Origin of the sequence: Enteractinococcus fodinae (assembly GCF_031458395.1) — a bacterium.
GTDB lineage: Bacteria > Actinomycetota > Actinomycetes > Actinomycetales > Micrococcaceae > Yaniella > Yaniella fodinae.
The window spans coordinates 1,932,196-1,952,094 of record NZ_JAVDYJ010000001.1; the positions used below are offsets into that span (position 1 = coordinate 1,932,196).

General features: G+C 59.4%; 15 protein-coding genes. 5 read left to right on the forward strand and 10 right to left on the reverse strand.

The window, feature by feature from the left end; translation table 11 throughout:
* Nucleotides 1–7 precede the first annotated feature (7 nt).
* On the reverse strand, nucleotides 8–2,263 hold the full coding sequence (locus J2S62_RS08990) for an MMPL family transporter (protein WP_310173847.1): 2,256 nt from the start codon (nucleotides 2,261–2,263) through the stop codon (nucleotides 8–10).
* Nucleotides 2,264–2,606: 343 nt separating this feature from the next.
* On the opposite strand from J2S62_RS08990, the gene J2S62_RS08995 reads away from it, so the two are divergent.
* Together J2S62_RS08995 and J2S62_RS09000 are read left to right on the forward strand one after the other, a co-directional pair.
* Complete coding sequence (locus J2S62_RS08995; RefSeq protein WP_310173851.1) at nucleotides 2,607–3,182, forward strand: MarR family winged helix-turn-helix transcriptional regulator; 576 nt, start codon at nucleotides 2,607–2,609, stop codon at nucleotides 3,180–3,182.
* A 32-nt stretch (nucleotides 3,183–3,214) separates the two neighbouring features.
* Nucleotides 3,215–4,357, forward strand: a complete 1,143-nt coding sequence (locus tag J2S62_RS09000) for a threonine synthase (RefSeq protein ID WP_310173854.1) — start codon at nucleotides 3,215–3,217, stop codon at nucleotides 4,355–4,357.
* On the opposite strand, the gene J2S62_RS09005 is transcribed toward J2S62_RS09000, so the two are convergent.
* The 7 genes from J2S62_RS09005 to J2S62_RS09035 all read right to left on the reverse strand — a co-directional run bounded on the left by J2S62_RS09005 (nucleotide 4,340) and on the right by J2S62_RS09035 (nucleotide 12,641).
* Entirely contained in the window at nucleotides 4,340–6,133 is a 1,794-nt protein-coding gene (locus J2S62_RS09005; RefSeq protein ID WP_310173857.1) for an ABC-F family ATP-binding cassette domain-containing protein, read from the reverse strand. The two genes, J2S62_RS09000 and J2S62_RS09005, sit on opposite strands and share 18 nt — an antisense overlap.
* 71 nt (nucleotides 6,134–6,204) lie before the next feature.
* Nucleotides 6,205–7,167, reverse strand: a complete 963-nt coding sequence (locus J2S62_RS09010) for a GHMP family kinase ATP-binding protein (RefSeq protein ID WP_310173860.1) — start codon at nucleotides 7,165–7,167, stop codon at nucleotides 6,205–6,207.
* On the reverse strand, nucleotides 7,164–8,069 hold the full coding sequence (gene rsmA, locus J2S62_RS09015) for a 16S rRNA (adenine(1518)-N(6)/adenine(1519)-N(6))-dimethyltransferase RsmA (RefSeq protein ID WP_407649942.1): 906 nt from the start codon (nucleotides 8,067–8,069) through the stop codon (nucleotides 7,164–7,166). The genes J2S62_RS09010 and rsmA overlap by 4 nt, the downstream gene beginning before the upstream one ends.
* 104 nt (nucleotides 8,070–8,173) lie before the next feature.
* On the reverse strand, nucleotides 8,174–9,193 hold the full coding sequence (locus J2S62_RS09020) for a G5 domain-containing protein (RefSeq protein WP_310173866.1): 1,020 nt from the start codon (nucleotides 9,191–9,193) through the stop codon (nucleotides 8,174–8,176).
* Between the two features lie 169 nt (nucleotides 9,194–9,362).
* Nucleotides 9,363–10,316, reverse strand: a complete 954-nt coding sequence (locus J2S62_RS09025; protein WP_310173869.1) for a TatD family hydrolase — start codon at nucleotides 10,314–10,316, stop codon at nucleotides 9,363–9,365.
* Nucleotides 10,317–10,385: 69 nt separating this feature from the next.
* Entirely contained in the window at nucleotides 10,386–11,867 is a 1,482-nt protein-coding gene (locus J2S62_RS09030; RefSeq protein ID WP_310173870.1) for an NAD-dependent succinate-semialdehyde dehydrogenase, read from the reverse strand.
* 228 nt (nucleotides 11,868–12,095) lie between these two features.
* A complete protein-coding gene (locus tag J2S62_RS09035) occupies nucleotides 12,096–12,641 on the reverse strand; it encodes a hypothetical protein (RefSeq protein WP_310173871.1) in 546 nt (181 codons plus the stop codon).
* Nucleotides 12,642–12,961: 320 nt separating this feature from the next.
* Here J2S62_RS09035 and J2S62_RS09040 point away from each other — a divergent pair, with 320 nt between their 5' ends.
* A complete protein-coding gene (locus J2S62_RS09040; protein ID WP_407649943.1) occupies nucleotides 12,962–14,221 on the forward strand; it encodes a ferrochelatase in 1,260 nt (419 codons plus the stop codon).
* A 63-nt stretch (nucleotides 14,222–14,284) separates the two neighbouring features.
* Here J2S62_RS09040 and rsmI read toward each other — a convergent pair whose 3' ends face one another.
* Nucleotides 14,285–15,151, reverse strand: coding sequence for a 16S rRNA (cytidine(1402)-2'-O)-methyltransferase (rsmI, locus tag J2S62_RS09045; protein ID WP_310173876.1), 867 nt, complete (start codon nucleotides 15,149–15,151; stop codon nucleotides 14,285–14,287).
* A gap of 31 nt (nucleotides 15,152–15,182) precedes the next feature.
* On the opposite strand from rsmI, the gene J2S62_RS09050 reads away from it, so the two are divergent.
* Nucleotides 15,183–16,826: a dolichyl-phosphate-mannose--protein mannosyltransferase gene (locus J2S62_RS09050; RefSeq protein WP_310175826.1), complete on the forward strand. Its 1,644-nt coding sequence runs from the start codon at nucleotides 15,183–15,185 to the stop codon at nucleotides 16,824–16,826.
* Between the two features lie 79 nt (nucleotides 16,827–16,905).
* Entirely contained in the window at nucleotides 16,906–18,717 is a 1,812-nt protein-coding gene (locus J2S62_RS09055; RefSeq protein WP_310173880.1) for an AMP-dependent synthetase/ligase, read from the forward strand.
* On the opposite strand, the gene J2S62_RS09060 is transcribed toward J2S62_RS09055, so the two are convergent.
* Complete coding sequence (locus J2S62_RS09060; protein WP_310173883.1) at nucleotides 18,708–19,826, reverse strand: TIGR01906 family membrane protein; 1,119 nt, start codon at nucleotides 19,824–19,826, stop codon at nucleotides 18,708–18,710. The genes J2S62_RS09055 and J2S62_RS09060 overlap by 10 nt on opposite strands.
* Nucleotides 19,827–19,899 lie beyond the last annotated feature (73 nt).

Consider the following 19,899-nt stretch of genomic DNA (forward strand, 5'->3'; position numbering starts at 1 on the left):
CGCCGTATCATGAGCGGCTGAGCGTGTTTTTCTCCGGTGTGCGGCTCAGTTTGGAAGGCCACCAGACCTTCGGACCGATGTCGTAGGTCAACGCGGGGACTAACAGGGAACGCACGATGAAGGTGTCGAGCAGTACCCCGAAGGCCACGATGAACGCTAACTGGGCCAGGAATAAGATCGGGATGACCGCCAGGGCAGCAAATGTTGCTGCTAGCACCACCCCGGCCGAGGTGATGACCCCGCCGGTAACCGTTAGGCCGCGCAGCACGCCTTCCCTGGTGCCGTGTTTCAATGATTCTTCTCGGACTCGGGTCATCAAGAAGATGTTGTAGTCGATCCCCAGCGCTACTAGGAAGACGAAACCGAACAGCGGCACGGCCGGATCTGCCCCGGGGAATTCGAAGATCCCGTTGAACACCAGCGCAGAGACCCCCATGGCCGTGGCAAAGGATAGCACCGTGGTGGCGATGAGCAAGGCCGGCGCAAGGATCGACCGGAGCAGCAACATCAGGATCACGAAGATGACCGCCAAGATGATCGGAATGATGAGATTCCGGTCATCGATCGAAGCATCGATGGTGTCGACGTCGGTTGCGGTCACCCCACCGAGCATCGCGTCGGGTGCTGTCTCGTCGAATTGGGCCCGAAGCTCACGAACTGCGGTGGCTGCTTCGGGTGAGTCAGCCGGTTCGCTCAAGGTGCCTTCCAGTAACACGTTGCCCTCGACCACGGTCGGTTCGGGCTCTGGTGTTCCAGGTGGGCCCATGGCTTCGATGCCGTCTTCAGTAATCGGTGCGCTGCCTGCCGGAGTGTCTTCGGTGGTAATCGAGACTTCCTCGATGGTTTCGTAGTCTTCTAACACCTCAACCACGGCCTCGACGTCACCCTCCGGGGCGATCACCTGGATAGGGCTGCCCGAGCCGCCGGGGAAATGCTCACCCAAGGCCTCCTGGCCGTCACGGGCTTCCGATTCGCCCAAGACCAGTTCGGATTCAGGCACGCCATCGGCATTGAGCTGGGGTACCGCGGCGGCGCCAGCTATTAGCACCAGGGTGGTCACGATCCAGATCGTACGAGGGCGCTTTTGAACCAGCCTGGCTACTTTGGGCCAGAAGCCTTTCGATGGCATCCCGTTTTCTTCGGCCACCAGTTTTGGTTCGTATTTGACCCGTCGCGGCCAGAACGCTGTGCGACCGAAGACGAAAAGAATTGCGGGCAGCAGCGTGAGCGCTGACAGCATGGCAAATACGATCCCAATCGAGGCGACGGGTCCTAGCGTGCTGTTGGATTTCAGATCACTCAGCAGCAGCATCAACAGTCCGGCGATCACCGTGGAGCCAGAAGCCAAGATCGGTTCGATGGATCCTTTGATCGCTCCCGTCACGGCGACCCACTTATCTTGGGTCACGCGCAGCTCTTCGCGGTATCTGGCGACTAATAGCAAGGAATAGTCGGTGGCAGCACCGATGACGAGAATAAATAAAATACCTTGTGTTTGCCCGTTGAGCAGCACAATATCCCAGTTGGCCAGCCACCATACGACGAGCAAGGCCACACACAGCGCGAACAGGCTCGTAGCCAGCACAGCGATGGGCAGCAGAAAGGAGCGATACACAAAAATCAAAATGATAAATACTGCCACTACTGCCACGATCAGCAACAGACCGTCGATGCCTGCGAATGCTTCACTGAGGTCAGCGCTGAAGCCTGCCGGTCCGGTCACGTAGACCGTCACACCGTCCGGGGCAGCCTCTCGCAGATCATCGGATAGGACCGAAACAATATCTGAGGTTTCGGCATCCGAATCGATTGGGATGAACGCCTGAACGGCCATTCCGTCATCAGAGGGTATCGGTGGTGAGACCTCGTCTTCGATCCCGTCGAGGTCAACCACCTCGTCAAGCACTTGTTCGATGTCGGCCAGTTGTTCCTCGGACAGCTCCTCATCGCTCTCAAATAACGCAATGGCGGGGATACCGTCGTTATCGGTGAACTCATCTTGGAGCTCTTGGACCTGCGTGGCTTCGGCAGATTCGGGTAAGAACGTGGTCTGATCGTTGGTGGAGACTTCATTGACCTTGCCGAAATAGGGGCCACCGACTGCCGCACCCGTTACCCACGCGATAATCAACAGCGCCGGCAGTAAGATCCGTAACCATCGACGCGGCGTTCGGCCACGAGGTTTAGCATGTTTGCCGAGGTCAGTGTCATCTGGCGTCTGATCAGTCTCAGATGGCGAAGCATGTTTCATGATGTTGTCCATTCATCGGATCCTGCGTGGTGCGGTTGGTTGGGCAAGGGGTGTGGCCCCGGGTTGCCGTGGAGTACGGCACACTGGGCCGAGTTGTTCAACGACTCAACACCTGGCAGTCTGACGGAAGAGACCGTAGGAGTTGAGTCGACGTAGCTGTGTGGTGAATAAGCAGAAGCCCTTGGAACCGTGCTTGAAGTGCCCCACCGTATTGGGCGGTGCTGCTGCAGTCTCGGCCCGATGAAACTGAGTCGCTATGGGAGATCCTCCAGTCGGCTCCAAGTAGTTACCGAAGTTATATTACTAGCTAAACTAGCAATTAGGCGAACGCGATGTGAACGGAGTTATCTTTGCTATGACAGACCAACCGGAGGACCCACAACCGCGGTCACCCAATGTCTATGATTTGGATGCCTCTGATCCAGACTCGCGCCTAGTCGACCGTGCCGAACACACGCCAGAGACCATCAGCCAGATTGGTGAGCTGATGGCGGCTTTGGCGGCGCTCCGAGCAGCCGAACAGCGACTCTCGGATGCCTCGCAGCGGTATATGAAGCTGGGACCCACCGATATGAAGGCGTTGCACTTTTTGATCGTGGCTCGCAACACCAAGAAGGTTGCTACTCCGGGGGCAATCGCCCAGCATTTAGAGATCTCCACGGCATCGACCACGAAGTTGCTTGATCGGTTAGAAGCCGGCGGGCACATCGTACGTGCGCCCCATCCCAGCGACCGCCGTGCACTGGCGATTACGATCACGGATAGCACCTATGAAGCTGCAGTCGAGACGGTCGGGCGCCAGCAGGCCAAACGCTTCCATGCAGCCGCCCGTCTTACGTGGGACGAACGCGAGGTCGTCATCCGGTTCTTGAAAGACATGACCAACGAAATCCAGGTGTATGACGGGCAGTGGGATCCCCCTGGGTTATAACATCCCAGGGGCAGTCTCCTTATGATGGAACAGTGACCGTTTATCGTGATCCCGTAGATGGCAGCGTCTACGATCTGAGGCAGCCTCGATGGCGTTCAGATGTTGGCCGACCGTTGTGGATCGATCCTGGACCGGGCATCCAGCACTCTGAAGTGGAAACGAGTACGCGATCGCTGTGGCGCTATCGTGCCGCGCTGCCCATTGAACTGCCGAACCCCATCTCGCTGGGCGAAGGCCTCACCTCGTTGGTCGAAATGCCGTGGTCTGAAGGGGCACGTGTGCATTTCAAACTCGACTTTTTGAACCCCACCGGCAGTTTCAAAGACCGCGGGTCCAGTGTCATGCTGTCCTATCTGCGGGCACACGGCATCACCTCAGTTGTGGAAGACAGCTCGGGCAACGGTGGGGCATCCATCGCCGGTTACGGTGCCGCCGGGGGTCTTCACGTGAAGGTAGTAGCGCCTGCTTCGACCACGCCCGGCAAAATTGCGCAAGTTCGTGCCTATGGGGCTGAGGTCGAACTTGTTGGCGGTCCTCGTGAAGCCTCCCAGGAAGCGGCGATCCGCCAAGCGCACGGTGACGTGTTTTATGCCAGTCATAACTGGCAGGCGTTGTTCCTTCAGGGCACCAAGACGCTGGCCTATGAACTCTGGGAGGACTTCAGGTTCCAGGCACCAGATAATGTGATCGTCCCGGTCGGCGCCGGCAGTAGTCTGCTGGGATGCTGGCTGGGATTTCGCGAACTACTCACCGCCGGCCAGATAGATCAGATGCCGCGGCTGTTTGCTGCCCAACCTCAGAACTGTTCGCCGGTCGATGCCAGCTTCCAAGCACACACCGATCAGCCAGTCGAACGACAGGTGCTGCCGACGATTGCTGAGGGCACCGCAATTGCCAGGCCGCTACGTCTGGCACAGATCATTCACGCGTTGCGTGACAGTCATGGTGCCACCGTTGCGGTCACCGAGGAAACCATTATCGCCGCGCTGGGGCAGTTAGCCTCGCAAGGTGTATTAGTGGAACCCACGAGCGCGACCGCGGCGGCAGCGTATACCCGGTTGCTGGCCACCGGCACGATTGCTCCGACCGAACAGAGCGTCGTGTTATTGACCGGTGCCGGACTCAAGGCCACTACAACGGTCCAGGAGCTGGTGGGTTCACAACTGCATGGATAGCTCGAGCCAGCGCTCTTCGAGCTCCTCGTTTTCTAGCTCCACCGTGCGAAGCTGTGTGGTGAGTTCTTGCAGGCCTTCGTAATCAGTCTGGTCGTGTGCGGCAAGCTGCTCGTGTAACTGTTCGATGTTCGACGCGAGCTTGGCGAGTCGTCGTTCAATGGCTGACAGTTCGCGCTGTGCCTCACGGCGTTTGCCGCCCGTCAGCTTGGTGTCCTCTTCGGTGGCGTCTGATGTCTGGGTCTGCTCGGGTCGGGTGGCCGCCGGTTGTGAAGCCAGCTGCTTGCTCAGTCGCAAGTACTCATCCACGCCGCCGGGTACGTGGCGCAGCGTGCCATCCAAAATGGCATACTGCTGATCAGTCACGCGTTCCAGTAAGTACCGGTCGTGGGAGACGACGATGAGCGTAGCGGGCCAGGAATCCAGCAGGTCTTCCATGGCGGTGAGCATATCGGAGTCCACATCGTTGGTTGGTTCGTCCAATACGATCACATTGGGTTCGCTCAGCAACAGCATGAGCAGTTGTAACCGCCGCTTCTGGCCACCGGAGAGGTCATCGACCCGAGCTGACAGATGCTCGCGCCGAAACCCGAGGCGCTCCAGCAGTTGAGCGGGAGTGTGCTCCTTACCGTCGATCGTGAAGCTGGTCTTGGTGCGAGCCAAGACTTCACGCACCCGGTCGGCACCGATTTCTTGCAGTTGGGAAAACTGCTGATCCAACATGCCGACTTGCACGGTCTTGCCGTGCTTGACCTTCCCATGGGTGGGTTGTACCGCGCCGGTAATCAGGCCCAGCAGGGTGGATTTGCCGGCTCCATTGGCTCCGAGAATGCCGGTCCGCTCCCCCGGAGCAATCCGCCAGGTGACGTTCCGTAAAACCTGGCGCTCCCCGAAACTGACGCTGACATTTTCAATGTCAACCACGTCTTTGCCCAGCCGGGCCACCGCCAGGCGTTGTAGCTCAATGGGGTTACGCACGGGTGGGACATCTTCAATGAGCTGGGTGGCAGCATCAACCCGGAATTTCGATTTCGCGGTTCGAGCCGGCGCTCCCCGGCGTAACCACGCGAGTTCTTTGCGCATCAGGTTCTGGCGTTTCGCCTCGGCCACAGCGGCCATCCGGTCACGTTCGACGCGTTGCAAAACATATGCCGCATACCCACCTTCGAAAGCATCGACCACACCGTCGTGCACTTCCCAGGTCTGGTTACAGACCGCATCCAAAAACCACCGGTCGTGGGTGATCACCAGGAGTCCTCCAGCGTTATTTGCCCAGCGACGGTTCAGGTGATCTGCCAGCCAGGCGATCCCCTCGACGTCCAGGTGGTTCGTTGGTTCATCGAGCGCCAGAATATCCCAATCGCCGATCAACAGTCTGGCAAGCGCGACTCGACGACGCTGGCCGCCCGATAACGAGCCAACCGTGGCGTTCCAGTCCAAATCGGTGACCAGGCCTCGGATGACGTCGCGGATTTTGGGGTCACTGGCCCATTCGTGTTCGGCCAGATCGCCGACGATGGCTTGGCCGACCGTTTGGCTGGTATCCACGGCATCGGACTGATCCAGCATGCCGATGGTCACGTCGCTGCGGACCGTGACCTGTCCGGCATCGGGCTCGAGCTTGCCCACGAGGAGCTTCATCAGGGTTGACTTGCCGTCGCCATTGCGACCAACGATGCCGATGCGGTCTCCGGCGGAGACCCCCATCGTCACCGATTTGAGAACTTGTTGAGTCGGGTATTCAAAGTGCAGGGCTTCTGCCCCTAAAAGATGCGCCATAACTTCATCCATAATAGTGGACGACGACACAGCTCGGGTCTGGTCTTCGTTCAGAGCACCACGAGGCGGGGTTAGAGCACCTGCGCGCCCGCTACGGGACCGTATTCGGCGATCGCTGCGATTTCCATGCGCTCCTCGAAGCGCTCAGCAATCTTCGTAGCATCCTCAAAGTCGCGAGCTAACAACAGCAATGAAGCCCCCGGTCCGATGGTTTGAGCTGCCAAAGCGCCTTCGGTCATGCCTGCGGTGAGCCAATCGTTATGCTCTGGCAACAGGGTCACAAGAGCTGGCTGGAAATCGTTATGCATCAGCAGCGCGACTTCAGCGGCGCGTCCGTGGGCTAGTGCCTCGAGCAGCGCCGGATCGAATTCCAACCGGTCACGACCGGCATCGTGTGATTGCTCATCGCGCATGGTCTGCAAGATTGTGACGAGCTCTTCGGTGGGAATGTCAGCTGCGGCCGGGACGATGACCAATGCCAGTTCGCGGTGGCTCAACACCTGGGTCACGGTGGCTTCGGTCGCTGATTCACGGCTGAGGAGCACCCCACCGGTCAGAGACTCCACCGCACCGAGTTCGACTCGGTGGGCAATTCTGGTCAGATCCTCTCGTGCAATGTTCGCATTCCAGAGTTGGGTCAGGGCCACTATCACAGCGGCTGCGCTGGCTCCTCGGCCACCGAGATGGGTGTCGAACGGGATGTTCTTTTGGATCGTGATATCGACACCAGAGGTTACTTTTGGTCGCGCCAGGTAATCGCGGAGTGCATCAACGGCCCGGAACACAGCGACCAGATCATCTTCTGGAATGTCCTGGTATTCGATCGGAGTCTGCGTCGCGTCCTCGTAGCTGACAAAGATCTCTTTGTCATCGCGTGGTTCGATGACGGCGATGTCATAGCGTGAGATTGCCATTTTGAGCTGCAGGACCGGAGCTCGTTGATGATCCAGCGGCTGACCAATGTTGGAAGTCAGCGCGATCATGGCTGGGGCTTGAGCTGAAACAGTTTGGTAAGTTGCGGGGTGTGCGCTCACGGTGTGGTCCTTGCGTGGTACTGTTCGGCGATGCGTGCAAAGTCTGTGACGTGCAGGACTTCACCGCGGGCCTTCGGATCGACGCCAGCGGCCACCAGCAGCTCTTCGGCTTCCGCTCCAGAACCCGCCCAGGCACTCAGGGCGGCGCGCATGGTCTTACGACGTTGGGCAAACGCTACGTCAATGACCTCAAATACTTGGGTTCGGGTGGCTGTGGTTGCAGGGGGCGTGCGCGCGGTGAAATGTACCAGCCCCGAGTTGATACGCGGTGCTGGCCAGAAGACTTTGGTTCCGATAACACCCGCCATGGTTGCTTCCGCATACCAGGCCATCTTGACGGAGGGTACCCCGTAAATTTTGGAACCGGGGCCAGCGGTGAGCCGTTCGGCCACCTCGTGTTGAACCATCACCAGCCCGTGCCGGACGCTGGGAAGTTCCGCAAGTAAGTGCAGCATGACCGGGACCGCCACGTTATAGGGCAGATTAGCCACGATCGCGGTGGGCGGCCCATGAGCTGCCGCAGGAGCGGCGGCCACTATCTCGTCACCGGTCAATTTCAGGGCATCAGCGGGGATGACGGCCAAACGGTCGGCGCTGTCGGGTCGCCACTGTTCGGTGGTCTTGGGCAGTTGCTCTGCGACGGGGACATCTATCTCGACAGCTGTTACAGCTTGAGCCCGATCGAGCAGTCCCAGGGTGAGCGAGCCCAGTCCCGGGCCGATCTCGAGCACATGTTCGGTGGACTCCAGATGTGCGGCATTGACGATCCGGCGAATAGTGTTCGGGTCGATGACGTAGTTTTGGCCCAGAGTTTTTGTGGGTCGCAAGTGAAGCAGATCGGCAAGTCTGCGGATATCGGCGCCAGATAATAACGGCAGTTCTTCTGAAGTCACAGAGCCCATCTTAGCCACAGCCACCCCCGATGCGCTGGTTAACCGCTTCGGGCCGGAACCCACGTCGTGGATTCCGGCCCGAATTTCTGTGCGGTTATTACATTATCTGCGGCTTAGAGGAGACCAAGGGATCTGGCGCATGCTGGCCACTGGCCCCAGCCGGAACGCTGCTGCAGCATCTGAGCACGTTGGGTCTGTTCAGCTGGTGAAGCCTGCGATGGCAGACCGGAGCCGCCAACGGATTGCCAGGTTTCAACACTGAACTGGTACAGGCCGTGGTACTTCCCGGTCGAGGAGACAATCGATGGGTTCCCACCGGATTCACACTGCGCCAGCTGGGCCCACACACCCGAGGTCGGAGCGCCGCCACCGGAGTTCGAGGACGATGAACTGGAAGAGCTGGATGACGAGCTCGAGGAGGAAGACGATGATGACGACGATGAGGAAGACGATGATGACGACGATGAGGAAGACGAAGGTTCTGGTTCTGGTGCCGGTTCTGGCTCAGGTTCCTTCGTACCGCGCAGAATCACTGCATCGGTTGGTTCCTTGGTGACTTCACGGTCGATTTCAGTCTTGTCGACTTCTTCACCGTTTTCGGTAACTACTTCGTAGGTCACGACTGCGGTGCCGTTGGCGCCTTCGGTTTCGGTCTTGGTTTTACCTTTTTCGAGGCTGTCGTCGTTTTTGCGTGTGGTGTCGTACTCGATGGTCTCTTCTTCAGTGACCTCGTGCTTTTCGACAACAGTGACAACGATGTTCGTGCTGTCATTCAGCGTCGCATCGGGCTGAGGTGAAACTTTGTCATCCGCACCCACGCTCACTTCGGCGTTGTCCAGAACTTCTTGAACGGTTTCACCGGTGGTCAGAATTTCTTTTGTTTCATCTGCGACGGTGATTTCGATGGTCCGTGGGAGTTGAATCTGATCTGCGCTCAACGGAGTGATCGACGATACGCGCTCAATGTTGAGTGGTTCGTCTGCTGGTTGTTCTGCGGTGTCTGCGGTGGCAGTAGCTGACTTATCGGCGTTCGCCTGAGTGATTACGAAAGCTGCCAGTCCGCCCACTACGAGTACTAGGGCTGCAATCTGCGCAACGATCTTCGTCAGAGTGCCGCTAAAAATGCTTGACATAAAGAATATCCAAAGTGTTGTAGTTCCGACGTGGCGGTCGCTTCGTCACCGACCAGTCATGACATTGTGCACGACTATAACGGAAAGGTAACGATGATTACAACTTGATAACGATCATTGTTGATCACCGTCGCCGCTACGCATCAGCTACTGCTTCGATACCACCTAGTCAGCTACGAAATTCTCCATAAACACGCTGAGTGTTCTCAAAGATAACAGCTCCGAGATCTTCGGCTGGTTGGTCACGAGTTTGGGCTAACTGATACAGCGTGTATGGCACCATGTACGGGGCGTTTGGTCGACCCCGGTATGGGTGTGGGGTCAGAAATGGTGCATCAGTTTCAACCAGGAGCAATTCTGGGCGCATCCGCTGGGCCGCTTCGCGTGCGTCGTGGTTGTTTTTGAAGGTCACGATCCCAGAAAACGAGGCGTACCAGCCGTGCTCATTGAGGATCTCAGCCATCTGCGCATCACCAGAATATGAGTGGAAGACGACGTGTTCGGGTAACTGATCCATCGAGCGCAATACGGCAATCACATCGTCGTGAGCTTCCCGATCATGAATCTGTAACGCGAGCCCGAGTTCAACCGCTAACTCAATGTGGCGCTTGAATGCATATTTTTGGATCTTCCAGTTTTCTTCACCTTCGGTCCGGTAATAATCCAGTCCAGTTTCGCCAATACAGACCACTGAGGGATGCTTCGCCAATTCTGCGATCTGATCGATGGCGTCATCGAGTCTGCCCTGCTGCGCCAGTGTGACGGTCTCGTTGGGATGAATCGCAAGGGCACCGCGCAAACGCGGCTCTTGGTCCAGTGCCTCCAGCGTATAGCGGGCAGCATCCAAATCGGTTGCTACTTGAACAGCTCCGACCACATTGACGGTGGCGGCGGCATCCATAATTTCTGTGGGTGTCAGCCGGACGTGACCGTCTCGAAAGTCGAGGTGCGTGTGATTATCAACCACCGGCACCGGGGACCGTTCAGGGGCCGGTGGATACTCGAGCTTGCGTTTGCGTCCGGTGTATTCATCCGTGGCGGAGCGCACCGGAGCACCATCATCGCCGAAGCGTTCTGTTTGCGGCAGGTATTGGACAGGGGTGTGTTGTTCTGAAGTGGCCATAAGCCCAGCTTAATGCGGAAAGCCCCGCCGAGCTCAACGTCTCAGCGGGGCTGTCCTACGAGCCAAAACCTAGTTCTGGGTGTGTGGGTTTGGCATTCCGATGTATTGAACGGTGGTGTATTCTTCGATGCCTTCGGCGCCACCTTCGCGGCCCAAGCCCGAGTGCTTGACGCCACCAAAAGGTGCTGCGGCGTTGGAGATGACACCGGCATTGAACCCGATCAGCCCGAATTCGATCTGATCGGCAACTCGCAGGGCGCGGTTGTGGTTCTCAGTGAAGATGTAGGCTGCCAGGCCGTATTCGGAAGCATTCGCCAGACGGATGGCGTGTGCTTCGTCCTTGAATTTCACGACCGGAGCGACCGGTCCGAAAATTTCTTGTTTCAGGATCGGTGAATCTTCCAGGACTGAGAGGACGGTTGGCTCATAGAAGTAGCCTTCGCCTTCGACCTTTTGGCCCCCGGTGACCACTTTTGCACCGGCGTCGACGGCTTCGGTGACCAGGCCGTGGACATCTTCGCGAGCTTTGTCATCGATGATGGGCCCGACGTTGACGTCTGGTTCGGTACCGCGGCCGACTTTCCGGGCGCGCATCGCTTCGGCGAATTTTGATTGGAAGGCGTCGGCGACGTCTTCGTGGACGAGGATGCGGTTTGCTGCGGTGCAGGCTTCACCCATGTTGCGCAGTTTGGCATCCATCGCACCTTGGACTGCTTTATCGAGGTCAGCGTCGTCAAAGACGATCAGTGGGGCGTTGCCGCCAAGTTCCATCGAGGTACGCAGCACGTTTTCGGCCGCATCTGCCATCAGGCGGCGGCCAACCGGGGTGGAACCGGTGAAGGACAGTTTGCGTAGACGGCGGTCTTTGAGCAGCGGACCGGAGATCGCTGAGGCCGATGAACCGGATACCACGTTGAGGACGCCTGCTGGCAACCCGGCATCGAGCATGGCCTGGGCGAAGTACTGGGAGGTCAGTGGTGTCAGCTGGGCTGGTTTCAAGACCATGGTGGAGCCGGAGGCTACGGCTGGGCCGACTTTCCGGGTGGCCATAGCTAGCGGGAAGTTCCACGGGGTGACCAGCAAGGATGGGCCGACCGGCTTGTGCCGGACGATCATGGTCAGCTTGCTCTCTGGGGTGTTGCCGTACCGACCGTAGTGTCGCACGGTTTCTTCGGAGAACCAGCGGAGGAATTCGGCGCCGTAGTTGACTTCGCCGCGAGCTTCGGCCAGCGGTTTGCCCATTTCAAGGGTCATCAGCAGCGCGAAGTCTTCAGCGCGCTCCATCACGATGTCAAAGGCGCGGCGCAGAATTTCGGCGCGTTCGCGTGGTGCGGTCAAGGCCCACTCAGCCTGTGCTTCGTCGGCTGCAGTTAGGGCTTTGAGCGCGTCGTCGGAGTTGCCATCTTGGATCCGCAGCAGCTCTTTGCCCGTTGCTGGATCATAAACGGGCAGGGTTTTCCCGGAGGAAGCCTCGACCCATTCTCCGTTGATCAGTAGGCCGGTGGGAACGCGTTGTAGCAGTTCTTGTTCTTGTTGTGCGCTGACAGTCACGGATACCTTCTTTCGATCTGTCGGGCGGGCACTGACATCGGTATATGTCGTCAGGCTCGTGCAGTTCAATGCATCAATAAATTTTACACGCAGATCCCTCTGCAAAGGCTAACTCGTCACGGTGGGCAAGGTAGCGCTTGGCACCAGCCTATGGCACGCATCGGGGTATGTGCAGGGGTCATATCGACCATTCACATTGGGAATAGGTCAACGCGTGCTAGCGCCGCTTTAGCGGAGCTTGAGCATCCGTGAAATGCCAATGATGATGGCTGTGACCGTCAGCAACAACGCCAGCCATATCCAGCCGATGTTGATCAGCTGAAGCCAGGATGCCACCAAGATGAGCATGGTCAGCGACATGCTGAAAGCCACCCACACTAACGTGTAGACGGCGGTTTTGTATTGTCCCTGCACGTTGTGCTCTGTCAGGGTGACCGGGTAGTTCAAGATCTTTGGGTACCGGGCAAGGATGACCAGGGCCAGCGTACCAAGACCCAATAAGATCAGTCCGCCGATGGCTTCCCAGACAGACCCTTCGCGCAGGACTTGTCCGTCCATGCCATAGCGCACCGGTAACACGTCGAGCGTCCCGATGCTTTGCAGCGCGAAGAAGATGGGCGCGGTGATGGCTACCCCAATGCTGAAGCCAGCCAGGAGCTTATGCAGCGCGTCGGGCCGGAAGTCAGGTTCTGGACGCCCGGTAAGAGTCGTGTCATTGGCCTCACGATCGACGGGACGTATCGGTTCGTTTGGATGCGCTTGTTGAGCCATCACGACCCTCCTCGGATCCGCCCCGTCAGTACACCTGCCTTGGGCACCAGGGGTGTTTCTACTGTACTCCGGGCACCCCGATGAAAACAGCGTCTCTGGGGAAGCTCGCGCGGGTTCTGGACCACGAAGAGCGGTGGGTGGTGAGTTTGTTCACTGTTCATCGCACAGCCGAAGAATCTGCACGACCCAAATGGCATCGCGTTGAGTCCGGTGGCTAAACTGAAAGACGAACCCGGACCGTAGGGTCCATGCTCTTTTCACTCGCATAAGACCTTGAATACTTGATTACTAACCACGGCTGACGATCAGTCCAGATCGTTGTGATGCCCAACTCTCAGGAGGCTCGCGTGACCGAATGGTCCAAACCTCAACCGTCACCCCGCGTCGTTGTGCAGGCTGGTGCTCGTGTCCCAGCTGCCACCCCAGAAGCGCAGTCCGGTGATAAATGGGTTGAAGTTCCCACCGAATTCGATGCCATCATGCTGTCGTCATATGGTGGCCCCAATGGTCAAGATGACGTCATCCCGTTCTTGCGTAACGTCACCATGGGCCGGAACATCCCCGATGAACGCCTAGAAGAAGTCGCTGTTCACTACCGGGAAGCCGGCGGTGTCAGCCCGATTAACGAACAAAACCTTGCGCTGAAGGCAGCGATTGAGGAAGAACTCAAGCGCCGCGAGATCGACCTGCCGGTCTATTTCGGCAACCGCAACTGGGACCCGTACTTCACCGAAGCCGTCTCCAAGGCCCACGAGGACAATAAAGTCGATGGTCGCCCCACGAAAATCTTCGCGCTGGTGACTTCCGCCTACTCGGCCTATTCCTCGTGCCGTCAGTACCGCGAAGACTTCGCCGACGCTCTTGAGGCATTGGATCTCTGGGATGACGTCCAGATTGATTCCTCACGGACCTTCTTTGACCACCCGGGTTTCGTGAACCCATTCATCGAAGGCACGCTCAAGGCCATCGCCGAATTGGTCGAAGAACGCCAGGACCTGGATCTGAGCAAAGACGTAGAAGTCTTGTTCACCGCACACTCGATCCCGATCAAAGATAACGCTAAATCGGGCGAACCCGATGAGCACGATTACGGTGAACTCGGCGCCTACAAGGCACAGCACTTGGCAGTGGGTGGCCTGGTCATGGAGGCCGTCAAAGAACAGTACGGCATTGATGTGCCGTGGGAACTGGTGTACCAGTCCGAATCCGGCCCCGCCCATATCCCGTGGTTGGAACCAGATATCAACGACTACCTCGAAGAGCTGCCCGGCAAGCGCAAAGCCGTCGTCGTCGTTCCGGCCACCTTCTTGTCGGATCACATGGAAGTCTGGTGGGACCTGGATATCGAAGCCAAGGAAACCGCCGACGAACAAGGGCTGCTCTATAAGCGGGTTGCGACCCCCGGGGTGCATCCACAATTCGTTGCCGCCATGGTCGATCTGGTCGAAGAACGCCTCAATGGTACGCCAGCTTCCGAGCGCAAAGCGCTGACCAAATACGGTCCGGGCTATGACGTATGCCGCGCCGGCTGCTGTGAAGGCTCCGGCCCACTGCGTGCCGCAACCGGTGGCCTGCTGCCCTAATCCAAACACCTCATCAAACCGGTGGGCTCTTGCTGACGCGAGGGTGCCACCGATTTGGTCTTTCTAACGCTCCGAAAGGGCTGCGTTATACAATTCGCGCGCCGAATGCCCGGTCTGGTCGGCAACTTGCCGGGTCGCGGCCTTCAACCGCTGTCCCTCGGCCACCAGGGTCTGCACCTGGGCCAACGCTTGGTCAAAAGTGGCCGGCGCGGCGTCAGGCGCTGGCCCCACCACGATCACAATCTCACCCTTAAGGGTTTTCGAATTGGCCCACTCGATCAGCTCGGTCAGTGTCCCGCGGGCGATCTCTTCGTGATATTTGGTCAGCTCGCGTGCCACGGCTGCGGCACGATCCGGACCAAACGCCTGGGCCATCGCGGCTAACGTGTCGGCGGTGCGGTGCGGGGATTCATAGAAGATCAGGGTCCGTGGTTCAGCCGCCAGGTCTGCCAGCATTGTGGTTTTCTCGCCGGTCTTGCGTGGGAGAAACCCTTCAAAGGCAAAGCGCGCCGTTGGCAATCCGGACAACACTAACCCTGTGATCGCAGCCGATGCACCGGGAGCGACCGTGACCGGGATATCAGCGGCAATGGCTTCCTGGACGAGTCGATACCCCGGATCAGAGATCGCCGGCATGCCCGCCTCGGGTACGAACACGACGGAGCGGCCGGAACGCACCGCCTCAATCAGCCCCTTTGCCGATTCGGCTTCATTATGTTCATGATGCGACACCACAGTGCCGCGAAATTGTACCCCGGCGGCATGTAATAACTTATGCAGCGACCTGGTGTCCTCGGCGGCAATGATATCGGCCTGCCCCACCACGGCCTTGACCCGGTCGGTCATATCGGCCAGGTTCCCAATCGGGGTCGCGGCTAAGGTCAGGCCCGCGAGCGCGGTCGGTTCTGAGGGGGTTGAAGGTGTGTCCATCTTCCCATTATCCGCCCCCACGACCGGTAGCATGGCCTGTGTGTCCACTCCCCACCTGAGCAAGCCCGGAAATTGGCTGCAGTCCAAAGCTGCCGCCTTTTCGCTTCAGGGACTCCACGCTCGACTGCTGTCCCCAACGTTTCGGCTCGGCACCGCAGGATGGGTCATCGCCGCCGTGCTAACCGTGGCGGCCGGGCTATTGCGGTTCTGGAATCTGGCACACCCTCAAGAGCTCATTTTCGATGAGACCTACTACGTCAAAGATGCCTACTCGCTGTGGCACTTCGGTTACGAACGCGCCTGGGGCGACGATGTCGACGATGCCTTTGCGGCAGGTCAAGCCGAACCCGACCAGGAAGCCGCGTATGTGGTGCATCCGCCAGCCGGCAAGTGGCTCATCGGCGTGGGTATGGCCCTATTCGGGTATGACAACGCGTTCGGGTGGCGCTTTAGCGCAGCCGCTGCCGGCACCCTGGCGGTGCTGCTGACCTTCGTCTTAGCCGCGAAACTGTTCCGCTCGCTATTTCTGGCCTCGGTCGCCGGGGTGCTGCTGACCATCGAGGGTCACCACATCGTCATGTCGCGCACGGCCCTGCTGGATATCTTTCTCATGGTGTTTGTGCTCGGGGCGTTTTGCGCGCTGATCGCTGACCGCACATGGGGCCGACGACGTCTGGTCACGGAGCTTGCGGCTCGCTACCGACGCGCCACCGATCCCGACGCTTCCCGAGCAGACCGCACCGCCTGGGAGAAGACGATCACGTACGGCCCGTGGCTGGGCCTGCGCCCCTGGCGCATCCTGGCCGGGGTACTGCTGGGCATTGCCGTGTCCGTCAAACTCTCAGGCCTAGCCTTCGTCGCAGCCTTTGGCCTACTGACCGTCTGGTGGGATGCCAACGCGCGCAAAACCGCCGGTATCCGCCGCTGGCTGCCCGGTGCCGTGGTTCTGGATGGGTTGTGGGCATTTGCCTCAATTGTGCTCATCGGCGCGATCGCTTATATCGGCACCTGGGGTGGTTGGTTGGCCTCAACCGATGGCTACTATCGCACCTGGGGCGCCCAACACCCCACCTGGCTACCCGACTGGCTGGCATCCCTGATTCACTATCACGCCCAGGCCACGACCTTCCATACGGGTCTGGACAGCGACCACAACTATGCCTCGGCCGCATGGATATGGCCCTTTGCCGGACGGCCGGTGTCCTTCTACTACCGGACCGACGAGGATGGCATGACGTGTGCGGCAGAACGCTGCGCGGCAGCCATCCTGGATCTGCCCAACCCGCTCATCTGGTGGACCGGACTGCTCGCCATCGTCATCATCTTCTTGCGCTGGCTGGTGGTCCGCGACTGGCGCGCCGGGGCCATCCTGGCCGTGTATGCGGCCGGACAACTCATCTGGGTGATATGGCCAGAGCGCACGATGTTCTTTTTCTACACGGTGGCCTATGTACCGTTTCTGGTCCTGGCGATTGCCTACGTGGCCGGACTGTGGCTCAACCGCACCACCCCGGACGCAACCGGGTGGCGCTCGCGAACCAACGCGGCGGTCGGGATCGGTCTGTTCGTCGTGGCAGCACTGGCGGTCACCGCATATTTCTTGCCCATCTGGACCGGGGTGCCCATCGATTGGGAACAGTGGCAGCACCGCATGTGGTTCCAGTCCTGGATATAGTGACACACACCATGACGGGGTCACGATGATGACGATAGACTAGGGCCCGGCAAGTCTGAACCCGTCGAAAGCAGGCCTCGTGCACGTCGCTACACCAGAAATTCAACGCCTCGACCCCGACTCAAACCTCACCGATCTGGTGGTCGAACGCCTCGGTGCCAATCCTGCACAAGTCGTCTACGCCGTCCAAAACACCACCGACCTTGACAACCTAAGCTGGTCGGAAGTCACGGCGTTCGAATTCTTGGCTCAGGTGCGCAAAGTCGCCGCCGGGCTGATCGCCTCGGGCGTCAAACCCGGCGACCTGATCGCGGTCATGTCGGGGACCAGTTATCAGTGGGCGCTGGTGGATCAGGCCATTTGGTTTGCCGGTGGCATTTCCGTGCCCGTCTATGAGACCTCCTCGCCCTCCCAGGTTGCCCATATTCTCGCCGATTCCGGGGCCGCCAAAATCTTCGTCGCCGGAGACGCCCCATCGCGGGCGGTCGCCCGGGCCATCGAAGACTACGACCTGCACGACATCGAACAATTTCAGCTGACCGATGACGGCTTGGCCGCGCTCGGTCAACTGGGTGCCGACGTGTCGCATGACCAGATCGAAGCCGCCCGCAGTGTGGCCACGATGGACACTACGGCCACGATCGTCTATACCTCTGGCACGACCGGCACCCCCAAAGGGGCCCGCATTTCGCACAGTAACCTGGCCGACGGGGCGGTCAATATTGTTCCCTGGGCTCGTGAGATTGTGCTGGATCGTCCCAATCCACGACTGTTGATGTTCCTGCCGCTGGCTCACATCCTGGCTCGGGCCGTGCAGTACTTCGCCCTGGTCGCGGGCATCCAAGTCGCCCACACCGCAGATACCAGCAACGTCACCAAACTCATGGGTGCTTATCAGCCCACGTGGCTGCTGGTCGTACCGCGGGTTCTGGAGAAAGCCTATAACGCGATTCTGACGCAGATCGAAGATGCCACCGGGTTTCGCAAGACCCTGCTCACCGATGCGGTCGAGGTTGCTGAAGAGTGGTCGCGGGCCCGCCAGACCGGCGAAATGCCGGTGGGCTTGCGCGTCAAACACGCCCTCTATGACCGCATCGTGTACGCGAAAATTCGAGGGGTTTTCGGTGGCCAGGCGCGTGCCGCGATCTCCGGTGCCGGGCCGCTGAATGAAAAACTCGCCCACCTGTTCACCGGGATGGGTCTGGAGATTTATGAAGGCTACGGGCTGACCGAATCCACCGCCCCGGCCACCGTGAACGTGCCGGATAATGTCCGGCTCGGCTCGGTCGGCAAGCTCGTGCCCGGCATGGAAGCCAAAGTCTCTGCATCGGGCGAGCTGCTGTTGCGCGGGTTGGTCGTGTCCCCCGGCTATCTTTCTGCCGAAGAAAACGCCAAATCCTTCGACGACGAGGGCTGGTTCGCCACCGGTGACCTGGCCAAAATCGACGACGCGGGTTTCATTTACATCACCGGCCGGACCAAAGACCTATTGGTCACCGCCGGCGGCAAAAACGTCTCCCCCGGCCCGCTGGAAGAGACCATCTCGACGTGTCCAATCGTCGGGCACGCCGTCGTCGTCGGGGATAACAAACCATTCGTTGGGGTACTGATTTCGCTGGACACCGAGCAGCTCGAACAGTGGGCCGCCCGGCGCGGCAAGGCCGGGCTCACGGTCGAACAGGCCCGGACCGATGAAGATGTCCACGCCGAAATCCAGCACTACATTGATCTGGCCAACCAAAGCGTGTCGCAGGCCGAATCCGTCCGCAAGATGGCGATCCTGCCGACTGAACTGTCGCAAGAAACTGGACACGTCACCCCGTCGGAGAAGTTGCGCCGCGAAGCGGTCATCAACGACTTCGACGAGGCGATGGCCGAACTCTACGGCTGAGTGCGCGCGGCCGAACCGTCGCCCAGCACCTGGGATTCCAGGAACCGCTGCGCCTGCTCATTGCGGTAGCGCCGTCGACCGGTCGGGGCTGTCAGCAGCATCGTAATGATCATGATGGCCAGTGTGATGCCAGCAATCCAGGCCGCCGCATCGATCCAGAACTGGCCCGGGTAGAGCCGGATCAGTGAATCGGTTTGATAAAACGTCCAGGTGCCATCGGCGAAGAAAACCTGATGGAAGCCCGCAAAGAACGCCTCCCAGCCAAAGACCGCAACGATGGCCAGCAGGGTCAGGGCGATGGTGAACCACAGAGCCCCGGCAAACAGGGCGCGGGCGATGGCCCCTTTGCGCATCCGGTACAACAAGACAATTAACACCAGACAGATCACCGCGGCGATCAGCCCGCCGATCATGGTGCCCCACATGACCTGTTTGACGTCAACCATGTGGGCGACTTCCGCGTCGGTGAAGACCGGGTTGCCGTTGGCAAAGCGCAGATCTGCCAGGTAGGCCGGTGGCGCCAGGTTGAATAAGTAGTCCAGGCCATACGACCCCAGGGTCAGCCGCTGTTCGGTATCCATGCCGTAGAGATCGGGTGGGAATCCGGGCCGGTGGTATTCAAACCACAGAAACACCGGGGAGGCCACCAGTCGGATGACCGCGATGAGTATGACCAGCGGCGCCAGGATGGCCAAGACGACCTGCATCACTCTAGCTGCTGCGGGCGAACCGACCACGGCTCGCTCGCGTGCCTTTGCCCGGGCGGCAGCGGCGTCTTCGAAGGAATCTTCTAACGGTTCGGTGGGTAATGCGTTGGGCGATGGGGTCGCGCCTGGGGCGGTACCCGGTGTGGTTGCGGTTGAACCGGCAGCGACCGGCTGTGGCGTGACGAGGTCGTCGATGGATGGCCTGGACTTGGCGGTGGATCCGGTGTGCAGGGCCTCGCCTTCGGGATCGATCCGACGGCGCGGACGGCGTGGTGCAGCGGCCGGTGCTGTATCCGGTTCTGTGGCCCGGATTGGCACGGTCGGATCCGGGGTGGGATCCTGTTGTGCGGTTGGCTTCTCGGACTCGGCTGGCTCGTCGGGCTGCCAAGACTGCTTCGACATAGTGCCCACCTTTCACTCACGGTTTATGGTCAGCCTACGACGCGGTACGTCCATCGTGGAGTGTGGCACACCG